At 69.6% G+C, this 12,368-nt stretch carries 17 protein-coding genes and 1 pseudogene; 9 read left to right on the forward strand and 9 right to left on the reverse strand.

Annotation, left to right across the window (positions count from 1 at the left end; all coding sequences use genetic code 11):
* Positions 1–137 precede the first annotated feature (137 nt).
* The 3 genes from AB0M88_RS50950 to AB0M88_RS50960 are packed head-to-tail and all read right to left on the reverse strand — an operon-like array spanning position 138 to position 1,509.
* A complete protein-coding gene (locus AB0M88_RS50950) occupies positions 138–584 on the reverse strand; it encodes an SRPBCC domain-containing protein (RefSeq protein ID WP_364115180.1) in 447 nt (148 codons plus the stop codon).
* Positions 581–913 carry a metalloregulator ArsR/SmtB family transcription factor gene (locus tag AB0M88_RS50955; protein ID WP_364115182.1) on the reverse strand — a complete coding sequence of 111 codons (333 nt, stop codon included), beginning with the start codon at positions 911–913 and terminating at the stop codon, positions 581–583. The genes AB0M88_RS50950 and AB0M88_RS50955 overlap by 4 nt, the downstream gene beginning before the upstream one ends.
* A gap of 56 nt (positions 914–969) precedes the next feature.
* Positions 970–1,509: a hypothetical protein gene (locus AB0M88_RS50960; RefSeq protein WP_364115184.1), complete on the reverse strand. Its 540-nt coding sequence runs from the start codon at positions 1,507–1,509 to the stop codon at positions 970–972.
* Between the two features lie 46 nt (positions 1,510–1,555).
* On the opposite strand from AB0M88_RS50960, the gene AB0M88_RS50965 reads away from it, so the two are divergent.
* Positions 1,556–2,002, forward strand: a complete 447-nt coding sequence (locus AB0M88_RS50965; RefSeq protein WP_364115186.1) for a GNAT family N-acetyltransferase — start codon at positions 1,556–1,558, stop codon at positions 2,000–2,002.
* Here AB0M88_RS50965 and AB0M88_RS50970 read toward each other — a convergent pair.
* Entirely contained in the window at positions 1,940–2,863 is a 924-nt protein-coding gene (locus tag AB0M88_RS50970; protein WP_364115188.1) for a CDP-alcohol phosphatidyltransferase family protein, read from the reverse strand. The two genes, AB0M88_RS50965 and AB0M88_RS50970, sit on opposite strands and share 63 nt — an antisense overlap.
* A gap of 142 nt (positions 2,864–3,005) precedes the next feature.
* Here AB0M88_RS50970 and hpt point away from each other — a divergent pair, with 142 nt between their 5' ends.
* From hpt to AB0M88_RS50990, 4 genes are all read left to right on the forward strand, one after another.
* Complete coding sequence (gene hpt, locus AB0M88_RS50975; RefSeq protein WP_364115190.1) at positions 3,006–3,563, forward strand: hypoxanthine phosphoribosyltransferase; 558 nt, start codon at positions 3,006–3,008, stop codon at positions 3,561–3,563.
* A complete protein-coding gene (locus AB0M88_RS50980; protein ID WP_364115192.1) occupies positions 3,560–4,246 on the forward strand; it encodes an HAD family hydrolase in 687 nt (228 codons plus the stop codon). The genes hpt and AB0M88_RS50980 overlap by 4 nt, the downstream gene beginning before the upstream one ends.
* Positions 4,247–4,406: 160 nt before the next feature.
* The gene (locus AB0M88_RS50985) at positions 4,407–5,276 is read left to right on the forward strand and encodes a PAC2 family protein (protein WP_364115194.1); all 870 of its coding nucleotides are present in this window, start codon (positions 4,407–4,409) and stop codon (positions 5,274–5,276) included.
* A gap of 58 nt (positions 5,277–5,334) precedes the next feature.
* A complete protein-coding gene (locus AB0M88_RS50990) occupies positions 5,335–6,132 on the forward strand; it encodes a GntR family transcriptional regulator (protein ID WP_364115196.1) in 798 nt (265 codons plus the stop codon).
* Here AB0M88_RS50990 and AB0M88_RS50995 read toward each other — a convergent pair.
* Positions 6,129–6,575 carry a HEAT repeat domain-containing protein gene (locus AB0M88_RS50995; RefSeq protein ID WP_364115198.1) on the reverse strand — a complete coding sequence of 149 codons (447 nt, stop codon included), beginning with the start codon at positions 6,573–6,575 and terminating at the stop codon, positions 6,129–6,131. The genes AB0M88_RS50990 and AB0M88_RS50995 overlap by 4 nt on opposite strands.
* 52 nt (positions 6,576–6,627) lie before the next feature.
* Here AB0M88_RS50995 and AB0M88_RS51000 point away from each other — a divergent pair, with 52 nt between their 5' ends.
* The 3 genes from AB0M88_RS51000 (at position 6,628) to AB0M88_RS51010 (ending at position 8,230) form a co-directional block, all read left to right on the forward strand.
* Positions 6,628–6,750, forward strand: a complete 123-nt coding sequence (locus tag AB0M88_RS51000; RefSeq protein ID WP_364115200.1) for a hypothetical protein — start codon at positions 6,628–6,630, stop codon at positions 6,748–6,750.
* A 424-nt stretch (positions 6,751–7,174) separates the two neighbouring features.
* Complete coding sequence (locus AB0M88_RS51005) at positions 7,175–7,708, forward strand: DUF6817 domain-containing protein (RefSeq protein ID WP_364115202.1); 534 nt, start codon at positions 7,175–7,177, stop codon at positions 7,706–7,708.
* Between the two features lie 72 nt (positions 7,709–7,780).
* Positions 7,781–8,230: a lamin tail domain-containing protein gene (locus AB0M88_RS51010; RefSeq protein WP_364115204.1), complete on the forward strand. Its 450-nt coding sequence runs from the start codon at positions 7,781–7,783 to the stop codon at positions 8,228–8,230.
* A 99-nt stretch (positions 8,231–8,329) separates the two neighbouring features.
* Here AB0M88_RS51010 and AB0M88_RS51015 read toward each other — a convergent pair whose 3' ends face one another.
* From AB0M88_RS51015 to AB0M88_RS51025, 3 genes are all read right to left on the reverse strand, one after another.
* On the reverse strand, positions 8,330–8,611 hold the full coding sequence (locus AB0M88_RS51015; protein WP_364115206.1) for a hypothetical protein: 282 nt from the start codon (positions 8,609–8,611) through the stop codon (positions 8,330–8,332).
* A 148-nt stretch (positions 8,612–8,759) separates the two neighbouring features.
* Positions 8,760–10,013, reverse strand: a complete 1,254-nt coding sequence (mshC, locus tag AB0M88_RS51020; RefSeq protein ID WP_364115208.1) for a cysteine--1-D-myo-inosityl 2-amino-2-deoxy-alpha-D-glucopyranoside ligase — start codon at positions 10,011–10,013, stop codon at positions 8,760–8,762.
* A 54-nt stretch (positions 10,014–10,067) separates the two neighbouring features.
* The gene (locus AB0M88_RS51025; protein ID WP_364115210.1) at positions 10,068–10,700 is read right to left on the reverse strand and encodes a helix-turn-helix domain-containing protein; all 633 of its coding nucleotides are present in this window, start codon (positions 10,698–10,700) and stop codon (positions 10,068–10,070) included.
* A 52-nt stretch (positions 10,701–10,752) separates the two neighbouring features.
* Here AB0M88_RS51025 and AB0M88_RS51030 point away from each other — a divergent pair, with 52 nt between their 5' ends.
* Positions 10,753–11,496, forward strand: coding sequence for an SDR family oxidoreductase (locus AB0M88_RS51030; protein ID WP_364115212.1), 744 nt, complete (start codon positions 10,753–10,755; stop codon positions 11,494–11,496).
* A gap of 24 nt (positions 11,497–11,520) precedes the next feature.
* Here the strand turns inward: AB0M88_RS51030 and AB0M88_RS51035 are convergent.
* Positions 11,521–12,138, reverse strand: a pseudogene (locus AB0M88_RS51035) (transposase); the annotation flags it as partial.
* Positions 12,139–12,368: the final 230 nt, after the last annotated feature.

Raw genomic sequence — 12,368 nt, forward strand, 5'->3', positions numbered from 1 at the left:
TATGTGGTGCTGTCGTTGGTTCCGGTATGGGCTGCTGACATCGTGGGCGACGCTCTGACATGGGGTCGGGCCGGCCGCCGCGGCAGTAGGGCTGCCGCACGGGGCGGGCGGCGCGGCGACCGGAATCGAGTGGAGCATCAGGCCGTGGCGAGGAGGGCGTCGAGCTTGGTGAAGCTGCTCCCCCAGCCTTCGCGGGCGTTCGACTCCCACTCCGGCGTGTATGGCCCCTGGGTGATGACGACGCGGGTCTTGTCGCCGGGCTCGTCGTGGAACTCGATGCGCATGCGCATCGTGTCGCCCGGGAAGGCGTCGATGCCCGAGACGTCCTCCTCGCCGACGAGCAGCTCGTTTTCGATGACCTCGGTGAACGTGGCGTCGACCGGCGAGCTCTGCGACGGGTCCTCGTCGTTGACCATCGTGAAGCGCTGGTGGCCGCCCGGCTTGGCCTCGACCGAGACGCTGTCGCGGGGCACCGACCAGCCGACCGGGCCGAACCAGGCCGCCAGCTGGTCGGGGTCGGTGAAGGCGCGGTAGACCATCGGGCGGGGTGCGTCGAAGACGCGGGTGATGACGAGATCGGTCATGACGATTCCTCTTTCAGGCGTTTGAGGTGGGCGTCGAGGCGGGTGAAGTTGACGTCCCAGAAGCGGCGGTAGTGCTCCATCCAGGCGGTGGCCTCGCGCAGCGGTTCGGCCTCGAGCCGGCTGGAGCGCCACTGCGCGGAGCGGCTGCGCGAGATGAGGCCCGCCTTCTCCAGCACCTTCAGGTGGCGGGAGATCGCGGGGAGGCTGATGTCGAACGGCTCGGCCAGCTCGGTGACGGTGGCTTCGCCCTCGGCGAGGCGGGCGAGGATGGCGCGGCGGGTCGGGTCGGCGAGTGCCGCGAAGATCTGGCTGAGTCGGTCGATGGCCATTTAACGCTCTCGTTAATTAACGGATGCGTTAAACCTAAAGGGCCACACGGGATGTGTCAAACCTTGGTCGGCAGGCGGCGGTGAAGCTCGGCCAGCAGCACATCCGGGCCCGGGGACATCAGGCCGACGTCGACCAGGTAGGCGTCGCGGCGCATGCGGGGCCGGCGGCCCGGCCCGGAGCCCACCACGGGGAAATCGGGCGCGAGCGGGGTGACGACCAGTTCGGTGAACGGGCCCCGGTGCCGCAGGCCGACGGCGCCGACCCCGGACCACGGGATGTGCACCGGCTTGCGGCCGGTGGCGGCGAAGTCGAGGCCGTGGACCGAGCTGTGCAGCCAGCCGAAGCGGCGCCAGGCCACGAGCAGGATCAGCGCCGAGAAGATCACCGGGACGATCAGGGCCAGTTCGAGGTAGGCGACGATGTCGCCGGCCGCGGGCGGGTCGCCCAGCGCGACCCGGACCAGGACGAACAGGATCAGGCACAGGGTCCAGGCGGCGGCCACGACCCACAGCATCGTCACGTAGACCATGGCCCGGGGCTGGAAGAACGTGACCGTGTCGTCGGCCTGCCCCAGGACCTGGTCGATGTGCGCCACAGCCGCACTATAACTTGAAATTTGGGACATTATGGAGCGTATGCCCGTGATCGTCAGACTGACCGCGGTGGCGCATCCGTGGTTCGCGGACGCGGTCGACCTGTTCGACGACTACCGCCAGCACTACGGGGCCAACCCGGCCCCCGACGCGGTGGCGGCCTGGCTGCGCGACCAGGTGGTGGCCGAGCGCGAGCGGGTCTATCTGGCCGGCGACGAGTCGCGCGCCTTCGGCATCTGCTCGGTCGTGGTCGTGCCGGCCGCGCTCACCCTGCGCACGGTCTGGCTGATCCGCGACCTGTTCGTCGCCGAGGAGATGCGCCGGCACCACGTCGCCCGGGACCTGCTCGACCTGGTCGCCGCGGAGGCCCGGGCGGCCGGCGCGCACCGCCTGGCCCTGCAGACCGACGTCGCCAACGACCGGGCGCTCGCGTTATACGCCAAGTGCGGCTTCGGCACCCTGACCGATGTCGCCCTGCTCGACCGGATTCTCTGACCCGGCCGGCTGGGCCGGGACGGCCGCCCGCACGCGACGGGCGAACGACCTGGTGGCGGTCCACAGCTTGTAGATCAGCAGGAGCTCGAACGCGATCATCAGCGCGGCGGCGACGAGCGTGACCGCGATGACCTGGTTCAGCACCGGGCCGACGATGAAGACGAACATCATGAACTCGATGCCGCTGATCACATGGGCCCGGATGCGGCCACGCAGCAGCAGGTTGCGCATCCGCACGAAGAGCGAGAACCGGTCGCGGAAGTCGCCGTAGACGTCGACGACGACACCCTCGGCACCCTCGGCCGCGAACTCCGCTTCCTCGGCGAAGACGACCGGCTGCGAAGCGCCGGACACCAGCGCCAGCCTGGCCTTCATGTCGGCCTTGACCTTGCCCATCTGCAGGGCGTTCAGATAGCGGAACATGTCGAGGAAGATGACGAGCCCGGCGAGCCAGACATAGGCGAAGTCGTGCGTGCGCTCGTATTGCCCGCCGAACAGGCCCACCGCGCAGGCCAGCACCCGCAGCCGGTCGAAGACGTAGTCGAGCCAGGCCCCGAAGACCGAGCCGGTGCCGTTGAGCCGGGCGATCTTGCCGTCCATGCAGTCGAGCACGAAGCTCAGGTGGAACAGCAGCGCGCCGAGCAGCAGCCCGGCGTAGGAGCCGCGCCAGAAGGCGGCGGCCGAGCCGATCCCGATCACGAAGGCGAACGTGGTCAGCAGGTTGGGCGTGACCGCGCGCCAGGGTGCGACCAGCCAGACCAGGCGGGAGGCCAGGGGGTCGACGAGCCAGACGGTCCACCACGCGTCCCGCCTCTTGTAGGTGCGGGTGCGGATCTCGGCCAGAGCGGGTCGGTGGGCCATGGCAGTCCGATCAGAGACGAGAAGGTGAACACAAGACTGCGCGGAGGATAACGGGGCCCGACAAGTCGCGCTGCCTCGGCCGCCTATATCCGACATATCGCCCAGTGGCCGAACCACGCGGGCACGTGAAACGATCACCGGTGTGGAGGCGAGCCACGTTCAAGCCGAACTCGACGAGATCCTGCTGACCGAACAACAGATCCAGACCCGGGTCGCGGAGTTGGCGGCCGAACTCGGCGCGTCCTACCAGGGCCGCACGCCGGTGCTGGTCGGGGTCCTCAACGGGGCCGCGACGTTCACGGTCGACCTGGCCCGGGCCTACGCCGACCAGGTCGAGCTCACCTGGATGGCGATCCGCTCCTACCGCACCCACAACCCGGCGTCCGGCAGCGTGCGCCTGCTGAAGGACCTCGACGTCGACATCACCGGGCGCGACGTGGTCATCGTCGACGGCGTCGTCGACACCGGGCTGACCATGAACTGGCTGATCGCCAACCTGGCCCAGCGCTCCCCCGCGTCGCTCGCCGTCTGCGCGCTGCTCCGCAAGCCGGAGACGCCGCGCTTCCAGGGCACGAAGACCTATTTCGGATTCGACGTCGGCCCGGGCAACATCGTCGGATACGGCCTCGATTACCAGGGCCGATATCGGAACCTGCGCTGCGCGGCGACGCTTGCGCCACAGACGTACGCGGTGAAATGAGCGCGATCCTTTTCGATTTCTTCGGCACGCTCGTGTCGTATTCACCGAGCCGGGTGGATCAGGGCTATCCGCGCTGTCACCGGTTCCTTCGGGAGCACGGTTCGGCGCTGTCCTACGGCGACTTCCTGGCCGGCCTCGACGCGTGTTTCGCCTCGTTCGACGCGCGCAGCGACATCGACGACCGCGAGTTCTCGATGGGCGAGGTGGCGTCGGCGTTTCTGCGGCAGGCGTCGGTCGGCGGCGACGTGGCGGAATTCGAGCGGCTCTATCTGGCGGAATGGTCGGCCGGGGTCGCGGTGCCGGCCGGGCTGAAACCGCTGTTGACCGAGCTGCGGCAAGATCACCGGCTGGCCGTCGTGTCGAATACGCACAGCTCGGCCATGGTCCCCGACCTGCTGATAGGCGCCGGGATCGCCGACCTGTTCGACGCGGTCGTGCTGTCGGTCGACGTCGGGTGGCGCAAGCCGCACCCGGCCGTCTATGCCACGGCGCTGGCGGCTCTCGGCGTCACGGCCGGAGAGGCGATCTTCGTCGGGGATTCGTATGCGGCCGATTTCGCGGGGCCGGATGCGGCGGGAATCACTGCCTTTCTGATCGACCCGCGGAAAACGGCCGATGTTCCGGCTGAACGGCGGATCGATTCCGTCTTTGATCTCCTCTCCCGGAACCGTATTTCGGGCTGAACGGAACGAACTGGGCGTCGGGCCGGGAGCGGCCGCCGCCGCGGTTGTGGGGCGGAGACGTCGCGTACGTCTGCAATGCCGGACTCCCGGCCGGCCGTGAGGCGCCGCACCCGGCGCGGCCACCGGGTGCCTCGCGGGGGCCGTGCGTAGGCTGTGTGCCATGACTGAGTTCGACGGCCTCCCGGTGCTCCGCTCTCCCGTGGCCATCGCCGCCTTCGAGGGCTGGAATGATGCGGCGGACGCTTCGACCGCGGCCGTGGAACACCTCGAACAGGTGTGGCAGGCCAAGCAGATCTCCACCATCGACCCGGAGGACTTCTACGACTTCCAGGTCAGCCGGCCGACCATCGTCATGGCCGAGGGCGAGACCCGCAAGATCGAGTGGCCGACCACCCGGTTCACCGTGGCCAGCCCGGAGGGCAGCGACCGCGACGTCGTGCTGATCCGCGGCATCGAGCCGAGCATGCGCTGGCGCACCTTCTGCGAGCAGGTCCTGGAGCTCTGCCACAGCCTCGAGGTCAACCGGATCGTGCTGCTCGGCGCCCTGCTCGCCGACGTGCCCTACACCCGGCCCCTGCCGATCAGCGGCTCGGCGACCGACAGCGACGCGGCCGACAAATACAAGGTCGTCCCCACCCGCTATGACGGTCCGACCGGCATCGTCGGCGTGCTCCACGAGGCGGCCGGCCGGGCCGATCTGGAGGCGTTGTCGTTCTGGGTGCACGTGCCGCACTACGCCAACAACCCGCCCTGCCCCAAGGCGACGCTGGCGCTGCTCAGCCGCCTGGAGGACGTGCTCGACCTGCCGGTGCCGATGGCCGACCTGGCCGAGGAGGCCGACGAGTGGGAGAAGCGGGTGCGCGCGGCCGCCGAGCAGGACGCCGAGCTCGGTGAATACGTGCGGGAGCTGGAGGAACGGGTCGGCGACGAGGGCATTCAGCCGCTGACCGGCGACGAGATCGCCTCCGAGTTCGAAAAATACCTGCGGCGCCGGGGCGGGTCGGCCGGCCCGACCGCGGGATCCTGGTAGGCCGGTTCCCGGGGTGTCGCCCCGGGAACTCCCCGTTCGAGGTGCATCCTAGGAACCTATGACCGTTAATCCGGGTGCCGCCGAGTCGCCGCATCGGCAGATCGCGGCCCAGCTGCGCGAACGCATCCGCCGCGGCGACTGGAAGCCGGGCGAGCGGCTGCCGTCGATCCCGTCGCTCGGCGAGTTCTTCGGCGTGGCCAAGCAGACCGTGCAGCGCGCGGTCGACCAGCTGCGGCTCGAGGGCACGCTGATCACCAAGCCGGGCTCGGGCACGTTCGTCCGCGGCACCCGGCGCCGCCTCAACCGCCTGTCCCGCGGCCGCTACGGCGCCTACCGCGGCTACCACGCCGACCTCGCCGCCCGCTACCGCCAGCAGCTGGTCGCGGTCGGCCGGGAGCCGGCGCCGCCCGAGGTGGCGGACGCTTTCGGCGTGCGCGACGGCACCGAGATGCTGGTCCGCCGGCACCTCGTGCGCACCGACGACGCGACGGTCGAGGTGGGCGCGTCCTGGTTCCGGGTCAAGGACGCGAGCGGCACCAGCCTGGAGCGCCTGGAAGCCTTCGGGCGCCCGCTCTACCAGGAGGCCGAGGAGGTGCTGGGCAAGCGTTACACGACGGCGACCGACACGATCAGCGCCCGGCAGCCGAGCCGCGACGAGGCCGAGGTGCTGCAGATCCGCCCGGACACGCCGGTGCTGCACCTGCTGCATGTGGCCTTCGACGAGACCCGCAAGCCGATCGAGGTGGCCCAGGCGACCTGGCCCGGCCCGATGACGACGCTGACCGAGGAATACAAGATTCCCGCGCCGGCGCCCGCTCAGCCCTTCGATCAGGACACGGGACTGTCGCTCGCCTAGGGTCCGTCCGGCCGACCCTGGAGCAGTCTCACGGCGCGGGCGGCGGCTTTTCGCACCCGCTCGTTCTCGTCGGCGAGCAGGGCGGCGAGCGCGGGCTGGGCGGACTCGAGGCGGTACCGCGCCGCGAGCTTCGCGGCCATTTCCCGTACGCGCCAATGCCCGTCACCAAGCGCCTTCCGGACCGCTTTCTCGACGTGTTTCTCGGCTGGGGCCTCGTGCAGGGCCCAGAGAAGCCCGCGCACGCCCCACACGCGGAGCCAGTAGCGCTCCTTCTCGGACTTGTCGAGGAACCGCTCCTGCCCCGGCCCGGCCAGCGCGACGATCAACGCCGGGTCGACATCCGCACCGTCGATCAACCGGATGCAGTCGCCGATCACCGCGTCGGCTCCGCGCTCCCGGCAGACCGCCTCGATGCTCTGCCGGGGTGTCGCACCCCACGTCATCGGGCGATCGTACGTCCTTCCCTGAATACAGCGTCCGCTGTACGTCGGGCCCGTGGCGACACTGACTAACGGACAGGTCCTCGCCGCTTCGGCCACGCCGGCCGACACCCGCATGCGCGACGCCTTCAACAGCCTGCTCGGCTTGGTCCTGGTCGTCGACCCGGCGTGCTCCTGATCCTGATCCGGCGCCTCGACCATCACCGGCAACGTGATCGAGGCCGTCCTCGCCGTGGGGGTCGGCCGCGGCCGCCGACTCGACTTCGGCCTCGACTCGGTCATCGAGGCGGCGTCGGCGCACGCTCTGCCGGCGGGCGCGGCCGCGTCACCTTCGCGTGAACGCCTGGTTCGGCTGGTCGTGGGCCGACCCGGTGGCCGGGCTGGTGGTTGTGGTGCGGGAAGCCCTGCCCATGCGGCACGGCCATGAGGGAGTGACACTCGACCGATGGCGCTCCGAGCCGGTCCGGCAGCGTGGCAATCGCCTGGGACGACACCCCTGAGGCGGCCGGGGCCGACCGCGAAAAGCCACCGGCTTGACCCCCACCGCGACCAGGGCGTGGGCCGAGCCGGCGTCAGCGACTCACGACACTAGGGTGTCGACTGTGGCCATTGACGATGCGGCGCGGGCATTTCTGGTCGAGCACGGAGCGGACGCGATCGAGCATCCCGGCGGCACGCTCTTCGCCCATCTTCTGCGCGTGCGGGAGCGGCTCGGCTCGCTCGGCGCGCCGGCTTTCGTCCAGCTGGCCGGGCTGACTCATGCCGCCTACGGCACCGACGGCTTTGACCGGGTGCTGATCTCGTGGACCCGGCGGGACCTCCTCCGGGCTGTGATCGGCGAGGAGGCCGAGGAGCTCGTCTACCTGTACGGCGCCTGCGACCGTGACCGCACCTGGCCCGAACTGGTGACCGCCCGCACGGTCGCGGACCGCTTCACCGGCCGGGAACTGATGCTCGAACCGGGCCTCGCCGTCCCCTTCGTGGAGCTGACCATTGTCAACGAACTCGACGTGATGGACCACAACCCGGCGATTCTGAGCAGGCACGGAGAATACTTCCGCGAGCTCTTCGCCCGGTGGGAACCGTTGATTTCGCCCGGCTTGGCGGAACAGATCCGGCATTCGGTGGCCGGGTGACGGCTGATCGGGGCGCGACACGGACCGGTTGGTAACGGCCGTACGCCGGGAGCCGGAGGTTAGCGTTTCCGAATGAACAGCAAACTCCTGATTCCGCTGGTGGCGGCCGCTGCGACAACCGGACTGGCCGTGACCGCGGTGCCCGCCGAGGCCGCCACGCCGTCGGTGACGTTCAGCAAGGTTTATGTCAACTCGCCGGGGAGCGACAATCGCAGCAACACAAGCCTCAACGCCGAATGGGTGCTGCTGCGAAACAATACGGCCAAGTCGATTCAGCTCAAGGGCTGGACGGTCCGGGACCGGTCCGCGCACGTCTACACGTTCGGCAGTTTCAGCCTCGGCGGCAAGAAGACCGTGTACGTACACACCGGCAAGGGCACGAACACGAGCGCGAATCGCTACTGGGGTTCCGGCAACTACATCTGGAACAACGACGGCGACGCGGCGACGCTGAGGAACTCGTCGAACGCGACCGTCGACAGCTGCTCGTGGAAGACCGTGTCGGCGTCGGTCAACTGCTGATTCCGGAGAAACAGAAGGCCCGAAGCGCGTTCGCGCTCCGGGCCTGGTGTTTACGTGGGCCGGCCGGGGAATGCAGCCGGCCCGGTAGTGGGGATCTGGTCAGCCCAGGATGCCGCCGCCGAGGAGGCCACCGTCGCCGTTGCCGCTGTTGCCGCTCAGGAGAACGATGCCGTTGTACTCGGAGCCGTTGTTCTGGGAATTCGAGTGGAGCTCGTACCAGCGGTAGTCGTTGCTGTCGCTGTCGAAACGCCAGTCGTTGTTGTTGCAGTGGTGGTTGTGGTGACGGTGGTGGCTGGGGGCAGCCGAGGCGGGTCCCGCGAGAGCGAGGCTCGCGCCGGTGGCCAGGAGGAGGCCAGCGAGGTACAGAACCGGACGACGCATGATTGTTCCTTTCGGACGAAAATCAGATCTCGGAAAGTCTGTCCGTCTCGGCAGGAAAATGCGGCTGTTTCCGGAGATATACCGCCGGAAAGCTCTAAGTTTCTCGAATCTCCTCGAAACCGGGCGAATCCGTCTAGGGTGGCGCGATTCAGAGGCGAACGCCGAGCAGCGCGTCAACGGTCTCAGCCATCAGCGCCGGGGCCGACGGGTCGTCGCCCGCACCGGCCCGGGCGGCGTCGGCCCAGGCGTCGACCACGGCCAGCGCCCGCGGCGTGTCCAGGTCGTCGGCCAGGCTCTCGCGCACCGCGGCCAGCAGCCCGGCCCCCGACGGGCCGGCCGGCGCGGAGGCCGCCGCCCGCCAGTTGGCCAGCCGGTCCTGGCCGGTCTTGAGCACGTCGTCGGTCCACTCCCGGTCGCCGCGGTAGTGCCCGGCCATCAAGCCGAGCCGCACCGCCATCGGGTCGACCCCGTCGCCGCGCAGGCGGGACACGAAGACCAGGTTGCCCTTGGACTTCGACATCTTCTCGCCCTGCAGCCCGATCATGCCGGCGTGCACGTAATGCGCGGCGAACGGCTGCTCGCCGCTGAGCACCTCGGCGTGCGCCGCCGAGCACTCGTGATGCGGGTAGATCAGGTCGCTGCCGCCGCCCTGCACGTCGATCGTGTTGCCGAGCAGGCCGAGCGCGATCGTCGCGCACTCGATGTGCCAGCCGGGGCGTCCGGGGCCGAGGTCGCCACCGTCCCACGCCGGCTCGCCGTCGCGGGCCCCGCGCCAGAGCAGCGGGTCGAGCGGGTCCCGCTTGCCCTCGCGCTCGGGGTCACCGCCGCGCTCGGCCGACAGAACCAGCATCTCGTCGCGGCTGAAACCCGACTCGTAACCGAAGCGGGGGTCGGCGGCGATCGGAAAGTAGACGTCGCCGGTGCCGTCGCCGAGCTGATAGGCCGCGTCCAGGCCGATCAGGGAACGCACGTGCGCGGCGATCGACGGAATCGACTCGACGGCGCCCACATAGTGCGCCGGCGGGATGATGCGCAGCGCCTCCATGTCCTCGCGGAACAGGGCGGTCTCGCGCATCGCGAGCACCACCCAGTCTTCCCCGTCGCGCTGGGCCCGCTCGAGCAGCGGGTCGTCGATGTCGGTGACGTTCTGCACGTAGTTGACCGTGCGCCCCATGTCGCGCCAGATCCGATTGATCAGGTCGAACGAGATCATCGTGGCCGCGTGCCCGAGGTGGGTGGCGTCGTAGGGCGTGATGCCGCAGACATACATGGTCGCGGTCGCGCCGGGCTCACTCGGCTGCGCCGACTTCCGTGCCGTATCGAACAGCCGCGGCGGGGTCGCACCCCAGAAATCGGCTCCATCCGGCAGGGTCGGCACCTCGTGCCCGGTCCACGCGTCCATGGCCAGGAGCCTATCCAGACCCTCCGGCAGAAACTCGGGCGCGTGAGCTAAACCTCAGGTGGGTGCCGGGTCGCTCGCCGGCAACCGTACGCGGGTGAACAGCGCGACAACCGCACCGAGATCGCCCTCGGCCCGGAGCCCGGGTGCCGTCACCCCGTCCTCCCGACCGAGTGCCGCCACGAGGGTCGCCGGATCGGTCGTCACCACCGCCACGGGCGCGTTTCCGGGCCCGGCCGTCACCCGCCCGTCCACAACCGCATAGACCCGCTCCCCCAGCCGCACCTCGACCTCGCCGACCGGCGGCCCGTCCCGCCAGTAGGTGCGCACCGCCAGCATCGCCGACACCGCCGACACCGGCCCGTCCGACGACGCACCCGAGCGCAGCGCCCACGTGCCGAGCGCGGTCAGCACCGGCCCGAGTGCCATTCCGCTCGGGCTCAGCGCGTACACCCAGGCAGCGGCCGGCGGCGGAAGCCGGCGCCGGACCACCAGGCCCGCTCTTTCGAGTTCGCGAAGCCGCTGGGAAAGCACGTTGGGCGAGGCGGACGGCAGGCCCGCCCGGAGGTCGGTGAAGCGCAGCGGCCCGAGCAGCAGCTCCCGCACCACCAGCAGCGCCCACCGCTCGCCGACCAGGTCGAGCCCGAGCGCGATGCCGCAGCCGTCGCCGTAACTCCGGGCCGTCTCCACAGTCTGGTCCTAACTCTGTACCAACCGGTCCTGAAGTGGAACCATAGCCGCCATGATGCTGAAGGAGAAGGTCGCGGTGATCTACGGCGCGGACGGGGCGGTCGGAGCCGCGGTGGCCCGCGCGTTCACCATCGAGGGAGCGCTCGTACAGCTCACCGGCCGCCGGCCCGACGAAACGACGACCGCGACGGTCGACGCCCTGGACGAACGGGCCGTCGACCGGCACATGGCGATGGTGCTCGACCGCTTCGGCCGGGTCGACATCTCGTTCAACCTGATCGGCATCGACCACGTCCAGGGCGTGCCGCTGCTCGACATGCCGGTCGACGACTTCGCGCGCGGCATCAATCAGCGGGCCCGGTCACACTTCATCACCGCACGGGCCGCCGCCCGGGCGATGGTCTCGCGCGGATCAGGGGTGATCCTGGCGCTGACGGCCGCCCCCGACCGCACCGCGATCGGTCAGGCGGGCAGCTTCGGCATCCAGTGCGCGGCGGTCGAGTCGCTCATCCGCACCCTCGCGGTGGAACTCGGCCCGCGCGGCGTGCGGGCGGCCTGCATCCGCTCGGCCGGCTCCCCCGACGCGGCCGGCGTCGACGAGGTCTTCAACCTGCACGCCGGCAACGAGGGCGTCAGCCGCACCGACTACGACCGGGCGAAAGCGCGGGGCACCCTGCTGGGCCGCATGCCGCTGCTGGCGGAGATCGCGCAGATCGCCGTCTTCCTGGCCAGCGACCGGGCAAGCGCCCTGACCGCCACAATCGTCAACGCAACCTGCGGCGAACTGCTCGACTAACTTGGTTTTTAACCTGTGCGGCGCGGGACCGTCGTAGCCGGCATCCGCGACGATCCAGATGTGCGGGTCACCAGGCTGCCACTGTCCGGCGTTGATCAGCCGGGTCACGACCTCGCGCAGCTGAGCGGCGGTGACCGTGGCCGCGTCGTCGCCCGGAATCAGCCGGCGTGCATCCAGCGGCGCCGTCCACGAGCTGCGGCCGGTCTGCAGAGCGGTGACCACGGAATAGGGCCAGCCCGGGACCCCGAAGTGGCTGTCCTTGCCTCGGCCATAGGAGTGACACATCGTCCGGTCCGGGCTGGTGTGGGCCTCCGGACGCAACCAGCAGGTCACGTCCACGGCAAGCACGATCCGCCCGTCCGCGGCCCGCGGCACCGCCACCCCGGCCAGTGCCATGCGCAGCGCCTCGATGTCGATACGACCTCGATTGAGCGCCGCGTACAGCGAGCCGTGACCGCGCCGATGCTCACCGACCAGCGACAACTCCACCAGCGAACGCACGGGTGTATCCCCGCACAACAACGCGTCCGTCAACTCGAACAACGCATCCGCACGAGCGGTCAGACACCGGTGGAACTCCCGCCGGAACCCGGCCAGCCGACCCAGCACACCGGCCAGACCGACATCATGCACACTGATCACAGACAGCCCTTGGTTTGATCTTCTTCCCTAGACAAGAGGAATGATCAATCAAGGGCTGTCCCCATGATCAGCCGGGGTCGATGCCTCACGGCCGCAGGTTAAAACTCAAGCTAAGGCGTGTTTCAGAAGTAGTGCCTGGTCTGAAGGTCACGGCGTGGCGGTGATCGATAACTGAAGAGGTCTCCAGTTTCTGGTTCTGCGACCAAGCAGGAACGTCATACCGCAGACCT

This window comes from Actinoplanes sp. NPDC051411, assembly GCF_040682075.1.
GTDB lineage: Bacteria > Actinomycetota > Actinomycetes > Mycobacteriales > Micromonosporaceae > Actinoplanes.